The organism is Arthrobacter sp. NPDC056886 (assembly GCF_042788715.1).
Classification (GTDB): Bacteria; Actinomycetota; Actinomycetes; order Actinomycetales; family Micrococcaceae; genus Arthrobacter.
Genome location: NZ_JBHUBT010000001.1, coordinates 488,216 through 503,586 on the forward strand (window position 1 = coordinate 488,216; position 15,371 = coordinate 503,586).

At 67.4% G+C, this 15,371-nt stretch carries 15 protein-coding genes; 9 read left to right on the forward strand and 6 right to left on the reverse strand.

Annotation, left to right across the window (positions count from 1 at the left end; all coding sequences use genetic code 11):
- Nucleotides 1-123 precede the first annotated feature (123 nt).
- From ACFRJ8_RS02355 to ACFRJ8_RS02365, 3 genes are all read right to left on the reverse strand, one after another.
- On the reverse strand, nt 124-1,095 hold the full coding sequence (locus ACFRJ8_RS02355) for an aldo/keto reductase (protein WP_377984529.1): 972 nt from the start codon (nt 1,093-1,095) through the stop codon (nt 124-126).
- 110 nt (nt 1,096-1,205) lie between these two features.
- Nucleotides 1,206-1,415: a dodecin gene (locus ACFRJ8_RS02360; protein WP_011690139.1), complete on the reverse strand. Its 210-nt coding sequence runs from the start codon at nt 1,413-1,415 to the stop codon at nt 1,206-1,208.
- Nucleotides 1,416-1,467: 52 nt separating this feature from the next.
- Nucleotides 1,468-2,430 carry an SGNH/GDSL hydrolase family protein gene (locus tag ACFRJ8_RS02365; RefSeq protein WP_377984530.1) on the reverse strand — a complete coding sequence of 321 codons (963 nt, stop codon included), beginning with the start codon at nt 2,428-2,430 and terminating at the stop codon, nt 1,468-1,470.
- A 135-nt stretch (nt 2,431-2,565) separates the two neighbouring features.
- Here ACFRJ8_RS02365 and ACFRJ8_RS02370 point away from each other — a divergent pair, with 135 nt between their 5' ends.
- Nucleotides 2,566-2,823 carry a metal-sensitive transcriptional regulator gene (locus ACFRJ8_RS02370; protein ID WP_277525530.1) on the forward strand — a complete coding sequence of 86 codons (258 nt, stop codon included), beginning with the start codon at nt 2,566-2,568 and terminating at the stop codon, nt 2,821-2,823.
- A 78-nt stretch (nt 2,824-2,901) separates the two neighbouring features.
- Here the strand turns inward: ACFRJ8_RS02370 and ACFRJ8_RS02375 are convergent, their stop codons facing one another.
- Nucleotides 2,902-3,612: a FadR/GntR family transcriptional regulator gene (locus ACFRJ8_RS02375; protein ID WP_377984531.1), complete on the reverse strand. Its 711-nt coding sequence runs from the start codon at nt 3,610-3,612 to the stop codon at nt 2,902-2,904.
- 189 nt (nt 3,613-3,801) lie between these two features.
- Between ACFRJ8_RS02375 and ACFRJ8_RS02380 the strand changes: the two genes are divergently transcribed.
- The 8 genes from ACFRJ8_RS02380 to ACFRJ8_RS02415 all read left to right on the forward strand — a co-directional run bounded on the left by ACFRJ8_RS02380 (nt 3,802) and on the right by ACFRJ8_RS02415 (nt 12,401).
- Nucleotides 3,802-5,289 carry a four-carbon acid sugar kinase family protein gene (locus ACFRJ8_RS02380; protein WP_377984532.1) on the forward strand — a complete coding sequence of 496 codons (1,488 nt, stop codon included), beginning with the start codon at nt 3,802-3,804 and terminating at the stop codon, nt 5,287-5,289.
- Between the two features lie 76 nt (nt 5,290-5,365).
- Entirely contained in the window at nt 5,366-6,265 is a 900-nt protein-coding gene (locus ACFRJ8_RS02385; RefSeq protein WP_377984533.1) for an NAD(P)-dependent oxidoreductase, read from the forward strand.
- Between the two features lie 130 nt (nt 6,266-6,395).
- Nucleotides 6,396-7,862, forward strand: a complete 1,467-nt coding sequence (locus ACFRJ8_RS02390) for a GntP family transporter (protein ID WP_377984534.1) — start codon at nt 6,396-6,398, stop codon at nt 7,860-7,862.
- Nucleotides 7,862-8,722: a class II fructose-bisphosphate aldolase gene (locus tag ACFRJ8_RS02395; protein WP_377984535.1), complete on the forward strand. Its 861-nt coding sequence runs from the start codon at nt 7,862-7,864 to the stop codon at nt 8,720-8,722. Before ACFRJ8_RS02390 ends, ACFRJ8_RS02395 begins: the two co-directional genes overlap by 1 nt.
- A 232-nt stretch (nt 8,723-8,954) precedes the next feature.
- Entirely contained in the window at nt 8,955-10,295 is a 1,341-nt protein-coding gene (locus ACFRJ8_RS02400; protein ID WP_377984536.1) for an acyltransferase, read from the forward strand.
- Nucleotides 10,292-10,636 carry a GNAT family N-acetyltransferase gene (locus ACFRJ8_RS02405; RefSeq protein ID WP_377984537.1) on the forward strand — a complete coding sequence of 115 codons (345 nt, stop codon included), beginning with the start codon at nt 10,292-10,294 and terminating at the stop codon, nt 10,634-10,636. Before ACFRJ8_RS02400 ends, ACFRJ8_RS02405 begins: the two co-directional genes overlap by 4 nt.
- A gap of 126 nt (nt 10,637-10,762) precedes the next feature.
- Nucleotides 10,763-11,593: a hypothetical protein gene (locus ACFRJ8_RS02410; RefSeq protein WP_377984538.1), complete on the forward strand. Its 831-nt coding sequence runs from the start codon at nt 10,763-10,765 to the stop codon at nt 11,591-11,593.
- 25 nt (nt 11,594-11,618) lie between these two features.
- On the forward strand, nt 11,619-12,401 hold the full coding sequence (locus ACFRJ8_RS02415; protein WP_377984539.1) for an SDR family NAD(P)-dependent oxidoreductase: 783 nt from the start codon (nt 11,619-11,621) through the stop codon (nt 12,399-12,401).
- A 10-nt stretch (nt 12,402-12,411) separates the two neighbouring features.
- Here ACFRJ8_RS02415 and ACFRJ8_RS02420 read toward each other — a convergent pair whose 3' ends face one another.
- The gene (locus ACFRJ8_RS02420; RefSeq protein WP_377984540.1) at nt 12,412-13,464 is read right to left on the reverse strand and encodes an FUSC family protein; all 1,053 of its coding nucleotides are present in this window, start codon (nt 13,462-13,464) and stop codon (nt 12,412-12,414) included.
- A gap of 213 nt (nt 13,465-13,677) precedes the next feature.
- The gene (locus tag ACFRJ8_RS02425; RefSeq protein WP_377984541.1) at nt 13,678-15,279 is read right to left on the reverse strand and encodes an MFS transporter; all 1,602 of its coding nucleotides are present in this window, start codon (nt 15,277-15,279) and stop codon (nt 13,678-13,680) included.
- Nucleotides 15,280-15,371 lie beyond the last annotated feature (92 nt).

Below are 15,371 nucleotides of genomic sequence, written 5' to 3' on the forward strand. Positions count from 1 at the left end.
GAGCTCACGGTGCGTACAGGCGTTGTTTCGTTGTCATTCGTTCAGTTGTTCACGGTTCAAATTTTCACGGTCCAAATGTTCGTGCTCAATTGTGCGTTTGGCATGCCCGACGCCGACCGGGGCCTACCACGCGTAGTCTTCCGGTGCAGTGCGATGGCCCGGGAAAATCTCGTCCAGGCGCTTGAGCGCGTCGGCGTCGAGCTTCAACTTGTGCGCCCTGATGGAGGCCTCGAGCTGCTCGGGGGTCCGCGGGCCGATGATCGGAGCCGTGACGGCCGGCTGGTGGAGCAGCCACGCGAGCGCCACGTCCGCCGGTTCCTGACCCAGCTCCGCGGCGAAGTCCTCGTACCGCCGGATCTGTTTCTGGTGCGATTTGAGCGCCTCGAGGGCGCGACCGGCGACGCGGCGGACGCCCTCGCCGTCCTTCTTCAGCACGCCGCCCAGCAGGCCGCCGTGCAGCGGCGACCATGGCAAGATCCCCAGGCCGTACTGTTGGGCCGCAGGGATAACTTCCAGTTCCGCGTCCCGGGTCAGCAGGTTGTAAATCGACTGTTCGCTGACCAGCCCGTTGTAGTTGCGGCGGGCGGCGATTTCCTGGGCGCGGGCGATGTGCCATCCGGCGAAGTTACTGCTGCCGGAGTACAGGATCTTGCCTTGCCGGACGGCGACCTCGATAGCCTGCCAGATCTCCTCCCAGGGCGTGTTCCGGTCCACATGATGGAACTGGTAGAGATCGATGTAGTCCGTCTGCAGCCGCTTCAGGCTGGCATCGAGCGCTCGGCGGATGTGCAGGGCCGAGAGCTTGGACTCATTGGGCCGGTCGGTCATGGTGCCAAACAGTTTGGTGGCGAGCACCGTGCGCTCACGGCGCTCGCCTCCTTGGGCAAACCATCGGCCGAGTATTTCCTCCGTCCAGCCGCGGTGGCTCGAGCCACCGTACACGTTGGCGGTATCGATGAAATTGATGCCGGCGGCCTGCGCGGTGTCCAGGATGGCGAAGGCCTGCCTCTCCTCGGTCTGCGGGCCAAAGTTCATGGTCCCCAGGCACAGGCGCGAGACTGTCAGACCGGAGCGGCCAAGGTGCGTGTAACGCATAACGCGCTCCTCTCCGTCCCGACGTCCCCCGCCCTGACGAATTGCGGGTTTCCTCCGAAGGCGGCCGCCGTTGCTCCCAATGCGTGCCGCCGGCGCTCCGGAGGCTGGCGTCAGCGCTCCAGGCGGAACCCGAGCTTGATGGTGACCTGCCAGTCGGCCACCTGCCCGTTTTCCAGGTGGCCGCGGATCTCCTTGACTTCGAACCAGTCAAGGTTCCGGAGGGTCTTGGCGGCCTCGGCAATGCCGTTCCGGACGGCTGCATCGACGCCCTCGTTCGAGGTTCCGACAATTTCAGAAATGCTGTAAGTGTGATTAGACAACTTCGCTCCTCGTGATCGCCATCGATGCCCGGCTGCGGGCCGTTCCTGCAGACTAGCCGACTGAACCCGGCCGGACTAGGGGTTGGGGACCGGAGTCGGGGACCCCGGGAGGGGGCCCCGGCAGCGGGCGTTTGGCCTGCCGGGGCAGGTTGTCTGCCCGCGGCCTGATCCGGCTCACCACCCAGGGCAGCATGTAGTGCGCCACCCAGGCCAGGTCGCCGGCGCGGGCCTCCCGCCAGTTGCCGGGCGGCATGGGCTTGGGCTCCAGCGGCCGCAGGCGGTGGGGCACGTTGAGCGTGTCCAGGACCATGGTTGCAATGGTGTGGTGTCCCAGCGGCGAAAAGTGCAGACGGTCCGGATCCCACATCCGCGGATCGCTCAGTTGCCGCAGAGCCCACAGATCAGCGATAAGGACATCGTGCCGGGCGGCGATGACACGGATATGTTCGTTAAAAACCGCGACTTTCCCCCGGATGTGTCCGAACACGGCCGTCTCGCCCCAGTCCGGGCCGGTGAACAGGACCACAGTGGCCCCGGTGGCAGAGAGCGCTGCCACGCCGTCGTCGAGGGCGGCCGCCATCCGGTCCGGATCGCCGCGATGGAACACGAGATCGTTCCCGCCAGCCGAGAGGGTGACGAGGTCCGGCTTCAGGCTCAGGGCCGGTCCGAGTTGCTGGTCGAGGATTTCGCGCAGAACCAGGCCGCTGATGGCAAGGTTGGCGTACCCGAACTCGCCGCGGCCCTCACCGAGTTCCTCGGCAATGCGGTCCGCCCATCCCCGCATGCCCCCGGGGCTCAGCGGTTCCGGGTCGCCGACGCCTGCCGTGAACGAATCTCCCATGGCGACGTAGCGGCTCCAGGGCCGGGAACGCCGGGCTCCGGCATGCCCCCGTGCGGAGCTCCGATCCCCTGAATGCCACGGCCCCGCGGCGGGGATATTGGCGCCGGTATGGCCGGCGTCCGGCTCGAGGAACCTGGCGGCGTTCACATCACCAGCAATACGCCGATATTCCATGCCGCGCTAGGTACTTATGCCCCTAGCGAGGCACCGTGGACGGTTTCGCGGCTGCCCCCAGAGGGCCCGCCACAAGGGGGCCAAAATACTCAGGGGGGTATAATAGGACCCCCACGTATCGATCCGGAGGAACCAATGGAACTCGATCCCACCGACATGAAGCCTGTCATCAACAGGCTTCGCCGCGCCCAGGGGCAGCTCGCGGCAGTCACCAGGATGATCGAGGAGGGCCGTGACTGCAAGAGCGTCGTGACCCAGTTGGCTGCCGTCTCGAGCGCCCTGGACAAGGCCGGATTCTCCATCATCGCCACGGGCCTGCAGCACTGCATGCAGCAGGAAGACCCCAGTGTGGACCGGGCCGAACTCGAGAAGCTCTTCCTCTCGCTCGCCTGAGCCGCGCATCGGGCGAAGCGCGCCCGGCACGGTTTGCCCGCTTGAGCGCGCCAGGCGCACCAAGCCTGGGGTTCCGCGTCAGGCGGGCCCTTCGGCCAGCACAAACGTCTTCAGGTCGTCGAGGGTCTGCTGCATGTGGGCGTCCATGGCGTCGCGGGCACGGTGCGGGTCGCGTGAGGCCAGGGCATCCGCAATGCTCTGGTGGTGCCCGATGGCGTGCTCCTGGATCTCCGGCACCTTGGACGTTTCCGTCCGCCGCTTTTCCAGCACGCGGTGCAGGGGCTCGAACAGTACGGCGACGAACACGTTTTCCGAGGCTTGAAGTATGAGGTCGTGAAAGGCGAGGTCCGCCTCGACGAACGCGGCCAGATCATTGTTCTCGTGCGCCAGCCGCATCTTTTCGACCTGCGCGCGGAGAGCCTGGATGTCGGAATCCGCCATCCGTGCGGCGGCCAGTTCGCAGGCGCCCGTTTCCAGCATCCGGCGCAGCTCAATGAGCTGAATGGCGGCCGATGCGTCGTTCTTGCCCTCCGAGGCGGCCCGCAGCACGGCATCCAGGGAGCCCCAGCGGTTGAGCGGGTTGACGAACGTGCCGCGGCCTCGCTCCACGCGGAGAATCCGCTGGGCTTCAAGGGTCTTCATGGCCTCGCGCACGGTCATTCGGCTGACTTCGTGCCGGGAGCTGAGCTCGAGTTCGCCGGGGACGCTCGCGCCGGGCGGAAATTCGCCGGCAATGATCCGGTCCAGCAATTCGTCGGCCACTACGCCGACCAGCGATTTCCTAGCCAATTCTCCCCGTCCAGCGACATGCTATGCCTAATGGCGTGCTCCTGATGGCCAAGTCTACTTGCGCGCCGTTGTGCCATATGCCACACTAGCAGCCAGATATAAGATGTCTGACATCTTACATCTGTCCCTTTCTGCGGCTCCAGGGAGCCGCAGGTTCCACCGAACGATCCCCACACAATGGAGTGCATAGTGCCCCTCGAAGCAGACGTGCTGGCCGCTTTCCCCGCGGAAGTACAGATCCCCGCCCGGCAAGTGGCAGACAGCGTGGCAGCCTCCTCCGAGGCATCCCCGCGTGTCCTGGTAGTGCTCGACGACGACCCCACCGGCACGCAGTCAGTGGCGGACCTGCCGGTCCTCACCCGCTGGGACGTGGCGGACTTCGCCTGGGCGTTCGGCTACGAAGTCAACGGCCAGCGCCAGCGCGCGGTCTACGTGCTGACCAACACCCGCAGCCTTGACCCTGCCGAGGCGGCTGCCCGCAACGAGGAAGTCGTCAGGAACGCCCTCGCGGCCGCAGCATCCGCTGACCCCGCGCTGCGGCTCAGCTTCGTCAGCCGCAGCGACTCCACCCTCCGCGGCCACTACCCGCTCGAACCAGATGTCATCGCCGCCACCGTCACCGCCGTCAACGGCGAGACGACCGACGGCGTCGTGATCGTCCCCGCGTTCCCCGATGCCGGCCGCGTAACGATCGGCGGCGTGCACTACATGCGCGGCACCGGCGACGAGGCCGGCAAGCTCACCCCCGTGGCTGAGACCGAATTCGCCAAGGACGCCAGCTTCGGCTTCGCCAACTCCGAGATGGCCAAGTACGTCGAAGAGAAATCGAACGGCCGGTTCTCCGCAGACTCGGTAATCGTGCTGGACCTGAACATCATCCGGGCCTCCACCGATCCGACCATTTCCGCCAATGCCATTGCCGACGCCGTCGACACAGCCACGGACTCCACCCCGATCGTCGCGGACATCGTCACAGAAAACGATCTCCGCGCCCTGTCCCTGGGCCTGGAAGAAGCGGAACGCCGCGGCAAGAAGCTGCTCTACCGCGTGGGCCCGCCGTTCGTCCGGGCACGGATCGGCCAGGAAATCCGGACCGAACTCACCGGCGAGGAAGCCTACGCCGGCAACACCCCGTCGGAGGCCGGCGGCCTGATCGTGGTTGGCTCGCACGTGGGCGTCACGACGCGTCAGCTCAAGGTCCTCACCGAGCAGCACAGCGCCGCCCGCATCGTGGAAATCGACGTCGAGAAACTGCTCGGCGACAACGCGGACAGCCACCTGGACCAGACCGTTGACACGGTGGTCGATGCCCTGCACGGCGGCGACGTGATCGTCCACACCAGCCGCCTCCTGATCAAGACCGACGACGCCGCCGCAAGCCTGCGGATCGCGCGCACCGTCTCCGCCGCCGTCGTCGCCGTCGTGAACCGCACGCTCAAGACCTTCCCTCCCCGCTTTGTGATCGCCAAGGGCGGCATCACGTCCTCGGACGTGGCCGCACACGGCCTGGAGATCCGGCACGGGATTGTCCGCGGACCCATGCTGCCGGGCATTGTCAGCCTGTGGGAGCCGGTGGACGGCCCGGCCAAGGGCATTCCGTACATCGTGTTCGCCGGGAACGTTGGAGATGACCAGTCCCTCGCCGATGTCACGCGCAAGCTCAGCAACACCTTCTGACCAGCACCGCCTTCTTACCAGCACTGCCTTCTTACCAGCACTGCACGCCACAACACGTCATTCGATGGAGAACACCATGACCAGCAACTACACCATCACCGTCCTGGGCCTTGGCGCCATGGGCCTGCCCATGGCCACGCGCCTGGCAAGCCAGCTCACCGTCCACGGCTTCGACATCGCCGAACCGCGCCTGAAGCTGGCTGAAGAGGCCGGCATCCGCACGTTCGCCTCCGCCCGGGAAGCCTCGAAGGGCGCCGACGCGCTGCTGCTGGCGGTGCGCAACGGCGAGCAGCTCAACGATGTCCTCTTCGGGGAGAACGGCGTGGCCGCCGTGCTCAAGCCGGGCTCCGTCGTGATCCTGGGCAGCACCGTGGGCACCGAGGCCATCCCGGCCACCGTGGACCGCCTGGCCGCCTACGGCGTCGAGCTGGTTGACGCCCCGCTTTCCGGCGGCCCCAAGCGTGCCGGCGAAGGCGACCTGCTGATCGTGGTGGGCGCATCGCCCGAGGCCCAGGAAAAAGCCCGCCCGGCCTTGGAACTTCTGGCCTCCACCCTGACAGTGGTCGGAGACAAGCCCGGCGACGGCCAGGCCCTCAAGACAGTCAACCAGCTGCTCTGTGGCATCCACATCGCCGCCGCCGCCGAGGCCATGGCCCTGGCGGACGCCCTTGGTCTGGACCAGGCCAAGACCCTCGCCGCCCTGGAAGCCGGCGCGGCGGGCTCGTTCATGCTTTCCAACCGCGGCCCGCGGATCCTGGAGGCCTACACGGAAAACGGCGCCGAGGTCCTCAGCCGCCTGGACATCTTCGTCAAGGACATGGGTATCGTCGGCAAGGCCACCCGCGCCGCCGGCCTCGCCGCCCCGGTGGCTGCCGCCGCGGAGCAGCTCTACCTCCTGGGCCAGGCCCAGGGCCTCGCCGCCGCGGATGACTCCGCCGTCATCAAGGTCATCGCGCCCACCAAGCGCACCGCCTAACCAGCCACCACGCCCCCGACGACGGCGGTCCCCCCTCCGCCGTCGCCGGGCCCCTGCCGCCCGTGATCCGCCACTTTTACCTCACGGTTGAATCGTCGGACGACTTTCCCGTCTAAGGAGACATCCCTTCATGACCCCCCTGCTCAATTCCCTGATGGTGCGCGCGGCCGACGCGCCCGTCATCAAGCCTGCCGTGGAGCTGGGAACTCCGCTGCTGCTGACCATCGCCGCCGCCGGCGTAGCCCTGCTTCTCATCATGATCATCCGCTTCAAGATCCAGGCCTTCGTGGCGCTGCTGACCGTGAGTATCCTGGTGGCCGTGGCCGCCCAGATCCCGCTCAAGGATGTCTTCACCGTGGTGGCCAACGGGGTGGGGGGCACCATGGGCAAGGTGGCCCTCCTGATCGCGCTCGGCGCCATACTGGGCCGGATGATCGAGGTCTCCGGCGGTGTGCAGTCCCTCGCGGCGCACTTCACCGCCAAGCTCGGCGCCCGGCGGGTGGCCGTGGCGCTCACTGCGGTTGGCTTCCTCGTGGCCATCCCGGTGTTCTTCGAGGTGGGCATCATCGTGCTCGTGCCGATCGTCTACGCCTTCGCGAAGATCGCCAACGTGCACCCGGTCAAGTTCGGCCTGCCCATGGCCGGCATCATGCTGTCCATTCACGTGGCTGTCCCGCCGCACCCGGGAATTGTGGCCGGTGCGGGGGTGTTCGGCGCCGACATCGGCCTGATCACCCTCATCTCGCTGCTCATCTGCATCCCGCTCGGCTTCCTGTCCTACTGGGTTGCCAGCATCATGAACAGCAGGGACTACGAGCTGCTGCCCGCAGTCAAAGCCCAGGTGGACGAGTACGGTTCAGACTCCCTAGTGCGCGTCGGCCACGACGGCCCGGGTGCCCTCGCCGTTGCCCCGCCGCGGCCGGCCCTGATCATCTTCCTCATCGCTGCCCCGATCGTGCAGATCCTGGTCGGCACCCTGGGCACCCTCACCATCCCCAAGGACAACGGCTGGTACGGCCTGGCCGCCTTCATCGGCAACCCGTTCTTCGCCCTGCTGGTGGCCGTGGCACTGTCCTTCTTCCTGTTGGCCGTGCGCCGCAACTGGTCGCTGAAGGAAACCGGCGAGATTTTCGAAGGCGCACTGCCTCCCATCGCGTCCATCCTCATGGTCGTCGCGGCCGGCGGCGTGTTCGGCGAGGTCCTGCGGACCTCCGGTATCGGTGCCGCACTGTCCCAGACCCTGGACCAACTGGGCCTGCCGGTCATCGTTCTTGGGTTCATCATTTCCCTTGCCCTCCGCGCCGCCCAGGGCTCAGCCACTGTCGCGATCGTCACCACCACCGGCCTGCTGACCTCCGCCGTTGCCGGCGGCGGCTACTCGCCGGCCCAGATCGCCGTGATCGTGATCGCCATCGGCTTCGGTGCCCTCGGCCTGTCCCACGTGACGGACGCCGGATTCTGGACCGTCGTGCGCTACTACGGCCTGACCGTCTCCGACGGCCTCCGGACGTGGACTGTGCTGACGACCATTCTCGGGCTGGCCGGCTTCGCCCTGACGTTCGTCGCCTGGATCCTGGTAGGAGGCTTGAGCGCCTGATGCGTACCCAACTCGACACATTGGTCACCGGCGCCCTGCAGCACGGCTCGGCCGTACCGGCGTTCACCTGCTACGACTTCACCACCGCGCTCGCCGTGGTGGCGGCGGCCGAGGAATCCGGCCGGGGCGCCATCCTGCTGGTCGCGCCGAAGACAGCGGCCACCCCCAACGGGCTGCGGCTGATCACCGCCCTCCGCGGACTCGCCGACGCAGCCGGCGTACCGATTGCCGTGCAGCTCGATCACGCCGCCGACCCGCAGGTGATCTCCGACGCCGTCACAGCCGGAGCCGACTCGGTGCTGGTCGACGGGTCCTCCCTGCCCTACGAGGACAACATCGCCCTGGTCCAGGGCGTCCGGGCAGCCTTGGCGGCGCAGGGGCGGGCCGACGTCGTGATTGAAGCCGAACTCGGCGGACTCGCCGGCGACGAGGACCGGGCCTTCGGGACCGGGGTGGCCGAGGAACCCGCAGGCCTCACCGACTCCGCCCAGGTGGAGGACTTTGTGTCCCGGACCGGGGCGCAGCTGCTCGCCGTTGCCGTGGGCAATGTCCATGGCAAGTACAAGGGGGAGCCCCGGCTGCGCTGGGACGTGCTGCAAGACATCGCCGTGCGGACCCGGATTCCGCTGGTCCTGCACGGGGCCTCGGGCATTCCGGCCGAGGAACTGGTCAAGGCCGCGGCCATGAACGTGGGCAAGGTCAACTTCAACACCGAGCTGCGCACCGGCGTCCTGGCGGTCCTTGAGGAGCAGACCACCGCCCACCGGGCCGACGGCGAGAACCTCCAAGCACTGCTGGGCCACTGGGATGCATCTGCGCGGACGTTCGCCGCTACCGCCCTGGCCACGCTCTCCCGCTGACGGCGCCGGCGGAACCGGAGGCCAGGATCGAACCATGATCCTGGCCTCCTCGTCCTTGCCCCTTTCGTCCCTTAGGACTTGTGACGCCGTTGCTCCGCCGCCGGGCCCGGCATGCTGGGGCGGGCTCCTGACCGTCTGACCACCGGCGCGGATCTGGGCCAAACTGCTCTGGCCGCCACGGCCCCCAAGGCCGACAATGGACGCTACACAGCCAGCCTTCCCTGGGGGCGCCATGGTTCCACAGCAGCGGTCAGCCGGCGGCCCGGCCCCGATGCCGGACCGCGACCCGGTGATCGATCTTGTCCGGTTCTTTTGCCTGGCGTTGGTGGTGGTCGCGCACACTATGATGGTCAGCCCCGTTCTGCACCCGGACGGCACCGTGACCACCGAAAACATCCTGGGCAACCAGCACTGGTTTGAGCCTGTGGTGTGGGTCTTCCAGATCATGCCGCTGTTCTTCGTGGCCGGCGGGATCACCGGACTGCAATCCTGGCGGCGGCTCAGCGCCAGGGGCGGCAGCGCCTTCGATTTCATGCAGGGCCGGTTGCTGCGCCTGATCCGTCCGGCTGCCGTCCTGCTGGCCATCATGTTCGTCGCCCTGTCTGCGGCCCGCCTGGCCGGGGTGGACCCGCAGGTCATCGAACTGCTCACCAGCGGAGCCGGAATGCCGCTGTGGTTCCTGGCCGCGTACCTCGCCGCGCAACTCAACCTTCCCTGGCTGGCCGCCCTCCACACCCGGGCGCCGTGGCTGACACTCGCCGGGCTCACCTCTTTGGTGGTAACCGTCGATTGCCTCCGGGGAGTGCTGCCGCCGCTGGCCTACCTGAACATGGTGTTCCTGTGGTGCGCCGTGCAGCAGCTCGGATTCATCCTGGCAGACGGCCCGCGGCTGCTGCCGGGCCGGCCGGCACACGTTGGCATCATGGTCGCCAGCAACATGCTGCTGGGGCTGATAGTCCTCCTGGGGCTGTACTCCGGGAACATGCTGGTGAACCTCAACCCGCCCAACGTGACGCTGCTGCTCCTGGGGATCTCGCAGGCCGCAGCCCTCCAGCTCTTCCGGCCCGGGCTGTCCCGGATGGCGTCCCTGGCCGGAGTGCGCTGGACGATGGGCGTCGCCGGCCGGCGGTCCATGACGGTCTATTTGTGGCATTTACCCCTGCTGGCGGCGATGTCGGGGCTGCTGCTGCTGACCAATTTTCCCCAGCCGGCCGGGGGAAGCGCGGCCTGGTGGTGGGGGCGGCCCCTGGTGCTGTTGGGCGTCGTTGCGCTGTTACTGCCGGTGCTGGCGCTGTTTGGCTGGCTGGAGGAGCGGCCTACGGCGTCCGGTCCGCCGCAGAGCCGCCCGGCGGCCGCCGTGCTGCTGGTCGCCGTCGCCGTTTTTGTCCCGGCAGTCGACGCAGCGCTCAACGGGCTCACGCTGGGGCTCCTCGGCGGGGGTGCCGCCTGCTTCGCGCTCGCCGTCGTGCTCCTGGGACGGATTCCTGTTCGGCTCACAACGCCACCTGACCGGCAGGGCGGATCAGAACCGCCATTGCCACGCCCGCCATTAAGTGCCAATGTCGAACCATGACGGAGAACTCGGCAACCACGGAAGACACCTTCACCCCGGACGTCTCCACAGTCAGGAACGATGAGCTGCACCGGTACGAACTCCGTGTCGGCGGCAAGCTGGCCGTCCAGGTGCGCTTCATCGACAGGCCGGGCCATATCGACTTCATCCACACGGATACGGCAGAGCAGTTCCAGGGCCAGGGGCTCGCCAAGGTGCTGGCGCACTTCGCCCTTGATGACGTGGTGGCATCCGGTAAGCGGATCATCCCGAATTGCCCGTTCATGTACCGCTACCTGCGCAAACATGAGTCGTACCACCAGTATGTGGACTGGCCGGAGCGGGTGCCTGAGGGGGCTTGAGCGCCTGGCCCGGCAGGCTGGACTGGCGCGGGCGCCGGGTCCGCTTGTGAGCCGGAGAACAACCTCGTAAAGTTTGAGCAGAGTTATGCAGCTGGCTCTTGGACAGGTCCCTTTTTGGAGAACCCCATGAACCATAAGCTCCGTGTGTTCGTTCGTATGGACGTCGATCCCGCCAATGTCACGCTCGAAATTACCGGCTGCGTCACCCCGTCGCATGCGGATGCCCTCATGCACATCGTGCGTCGGGCCTCCCGCCTCGCCGCGGGGGCAGAAGTGGTCATCGACCTGCACGGCACATCCCACCTGGACCCGGAACTGCTGCTGGACCTTCGTCGGCTCGCAGAGGCCGGACACTTGCAGCCCCCGGCGCTATCCCCGGACGCCGGGCCCTCCGGAGCGGTGGTGCCGTTCCGCCTGATTCTCGACGAGCCGGCCGAGCTGCCTATCTGCCTCCTGCACGTCGGCTCCGACGCCGTGGTCCTCGCCGGACTCGACACCGGCCCCGGGACAATGCCTGACGCCGGATTCGAGACGGTGCTGGACGCCGGAATCGGCCCCGGACTCAGGGTCGGGCTGGACGCCGAGCTGGGGGCAGCCAACGTTCCGCTGCCCGCGGAAACCAGCAGCGCCACTGACTTTGGCACCATGGACGGGCTGGCGCTTTCGGAGTACTTCGAGGACACCCTCGATCCTGTGGCCACGGTCCGGGCCCTGTCCGACACCGCGCTGTGCCGGCTCGCGGACGCCCTATACCGCCACCTCGACACGAGCACCCCTTTGTACGGAGCCCACACCTGGTACGAGCTCGCGGCCGAAGAGCTTCAGAACCGCCACATGGCGGACGGGGACGACCAAGCAGACGGCGACGGTCTGGCAGAAGGGGACGAACTGGCGGGCGGTGACGGTAACGGCCTGGCGGACGGGGACGAACTGGCGCCGGACACGGCCCTGGCCTGAGCCGCTCCACCGTTAGGCTGTCGCTATGAACCCACAAACAGCCTCCACACCGGGCACCACCGCTCTCGTTACGGGCGCGACGGCAGGCCTCGGCGCCGAGTTCGCCCGCCAGCTCGCCGAACAGGGCCACCGCGTGGTGCTCGTGGCCCGCGACGCCGGCCGCCTGGCGGCCACGGCGGCGGAGTTGGAGAACAGCTACGGGACCGCGACGGAGACGATCGCCGCGGACCTGACCGACGACGCCGGGATTGCCGCCGTCGTCGCGCGCCTCACCGATCCCGCACGGCCGGTGGAGATCCTGGTCAACAATGCGGGAATCGGCTTGCTGCAGCCGTTCGAGGACAACGACATTGCCGAGGAGAAGAAGCACCTGAAGCTCCATGTCGAAACCGCCATGGAGCTGAGCCACGCCGCACTGCAGGGCATGCTCGCGCGCCAGTCCGGCAGGATCATCAACGTCGCCAGCGTGGCCGCCTTCCTGCCCCGCGGAACGTACTCCGCAGCGAAGGCCTGGCTGCTGAGCTTCTCGCGCTCGGCCAACATGGCCTACGCCGCGCGCGGGGTGAGGGTCACCGCCGTGTGCCCCGGATTCACCCACACCGAGTTCCACGACCGGATGGGGATGGACAAGACGGTGACGCCGCGCTGGATGTGGCTCGAAGCGCGGCAGGTGGTCAGCGAGGGTCTGGCGGACAACGCCAAGGGCAAGGCCGTCTCCATCCCCAGTAAGCGCTACAAGGTCCTGACGTCGGTGTCGCGGGTGCTGCCGCCGCGGCTCGTTGCCGGGCCGCCGCGGCGGGCCAAGTAGGCCGGGTGCATCAGGAAACGGCCACGCGCCGGCGCCGGATCAGCACGACCACCAGGATCCCGACGGCGGCGCCCACCCCCGTCTCGACGGCCCGTTCGGCGATGAGGACACCGGGATCGGCCGGCGCCGCAAGCTGTCCGATCAACAGGATCACCGGCGTGAAGGAAACCATGGCGAGGCCGTAGTGCCGGGCCATGAACAGCTCGGTGCTGAACTGCAGGACGATCACCAGGCACGCCAAGACCGCGGCCTCATGGCCGGGAAAGGCTAACAGCGGCGACCCCGGCCACGGGAACAGGACGGCCGCCACCACCACCAGGCCCAGGAGCGTGCCGACAATCCGGTGGACGCCGCGGTACACGCTGCTGGGCAGATCCGCGCCGGCAAGCGGCACCGCCGCCGCCGCCATGGCCCAGTGCGGGTGGCCGCTGCCACTGAGGACGCCAATCGTCCCGGCGGCGCCGACGGCGGTCATGTAGCGGGCGGCATGCAGCCACACCGCCCGGCGGCCCGCCCCGCGCAGCACCGCGACGTGCCGCCGCCGACCTCGCTGCCAGGTGCGGCCCCGGAACCAGCCGCCAAAGCCGATCAGGATCGAGAACGCGGCCGATCCCGCGGCGATGAAGACGGCGGTGAACCAGGGCACCGCGGCGGGAACAGAGGCGCATGCGCCCAGGGCCAGGATCCCGAAGAACGGGCCGGCGGGTTTCAGGGCCGTCCTGTCCGTGAACAGCGACGCCACGCCGGCAAACGCGGCCTCCACGACCACCAGGGCCCACGAATGAATGTGATGGACAGAGAGGAAGACGCCGACTCCCACCCCGGTGAGCAGGAGGACGGCCGCCTGGCCTTGATGCCGGAGCCGGAGCTGATGAGGCTCGGTGCGGCCGTACATGCCCGTCAGCGCGCCGAAAACGGCGTAGCCGATCAGCTCGGGGCGCCCGGCCGCCAACAGTGCCAGGGACGGAACGGCCACGCTGATCGCCACCCGCCAAGCCGACACGTGGTCCTTGTTGGCCGGGGCCAGGCTGTGCAGCGAACGGATGTGGTGCAGCAGGGACATTAAAACTGCCTCTCTCCGGTTTCGCTGTTTTGCTGTTTCCCGGGGTTCCGTGGGGTTTCCCGGCTTTCCCGGGACTGACAAGTGGTGCGGACACGCCTAAGGCCTGTTCCGTATGCTTCCCAGCGGGTAAACATACGGAACAGGCCTCAAAGGGCGGGGCTGTCAGCTACGTAGCCTGGGCTGCTGCTGCCGGGTCCGGTCGGACCGGCAGACTCAGACTGTGGCCGGGACTTTCTCGGCTTCCCCGCGCCCTGCGGTGGAATCGGCGGCCGGCGCGACCATGGGCATGTCCATGTGCTCAAGGTCGATCAGCGGGTTCTCGTCCTGCGTCGCGACCAGTTCGCGGGCCTCAGCCTGGGTGTCCACGCTCGGCATGGAGCCGGGCAGCGGCATCTGGGCCGATTCCTTGAGGAAGTAGATCGCTACTGCGCCGATCGCCGAGGTGGCCATCAGGTAGTAGGCCGGCATCATGTCGTTGCCGGTCGCGTTGATCAGAGCGGCAACGATGAACGGCGTGGTGCCGCCGAAGATGGCCACCGAGAAGTTGTACGCGATGCCCATGGCGCCGTAGCGGCTGGCCGTCGGGAACTGGGCCGGCAGGGCCGAAGCCAGGTTGGCGACGTAGAACGTCACAGGGAAGGCAATCAGGGCAAGGCCGGCGAACGTGGACCAGACTTCGCCGATGCCGATCAGCAGGAACGCCGGGGTGGCGAGGACCACAGTGCTGATGGCGCCGATCCACAGCACGGGGCGGCGGCCGATCCGGTCAGAGAGCTTGCCGGTCAGCGGGATGCAGAGGCTCATGATGACCAGCACGGGGATTGTCAGCAGTGTGCCGTGGAGCTCGTCGTAGCCCTTGGACTCGGTCAGGTACGTCGGCATGTAGGAAGTCAGTGCATAGCCGGCGGTGTTTGCCGCCGCTACCAGGATCATCGCGACGATGAGGGAGCGCCAGTATGCCTTCACGATGCCCACCGGGCCCTTGGAGGCTGCGGTGTCCGAGGCGGTTGCGTCCTTGGCGGATGCTTCCTGGGCGTCCAGGGTTGCCTGGAACTGCGGCGATTCCTCGATCTTGCTCCGGAAGTACACGGCTATCAGGCCGAGCGGGCCGGCAAGGAGGAACGGGATGCGCCAGCCCCACTGCTCCATGGTGTCCTGACCGAGGGCCAGCTGCAGCACCGAAACGAGGGCTGCGCCCATGGCGAAGCCGAGGTAGCTGCCCATGTCCAGGAAGCTGGCGAAGAATCCGCGGCGCTTGTCAGGGGCGTACTCGCTCACAAAGGTCGTGGCGCCGGCGTATTCACCGCCGGTGGAGAAGCCCTGGATAACCTTGAACAGGACCAGCAGGACCGCGGCCCAGATGCCGATCTGTGCGTAGCCGGGCAGGAGCCCGACGGCGAAGGTGCTGGCGGCCATGATCATCAGGGTCGCGGCAAGGACCTTCTGGCGGCCGATCTTGTCGCCAAGCCAGCCGAACACGACTCCGCCGAGGGGGCGGGCGATGAAGGTGGCGGCGAAGGTTCCCAGCAGGAACAGGGTCTGGACGGACTTGTCCGCCTCCGGCAGGAACACCGGTCCCATGGTGGTGATCAGGTAGCCGAACACGCCGACGTCGTACCACTCCATGGTGTTACCCACTATGGTGCCGCCGAGCGCCTTCTTGAGCATTGGCTGGTCGACTACGTTGACGTCGGACTCGCGGAGTCGACGGCGGCGAAGCTTCGGTTTCTTCACACCCTTGGGCGCGCCTTGGTTGGTTCCGCTGGCGTTAATGACGCCTGCTGAAGAGTCGGTCATGCTTCGGTCTGTGGGCATTTGGGAAGCTCCTAGGGAGATCATTTGCTTGCGACTGGTAGCTGCCCCGCTCTGGGCAGGCTTTCAATTTTACGGGATTTCTCTGGCGTTTC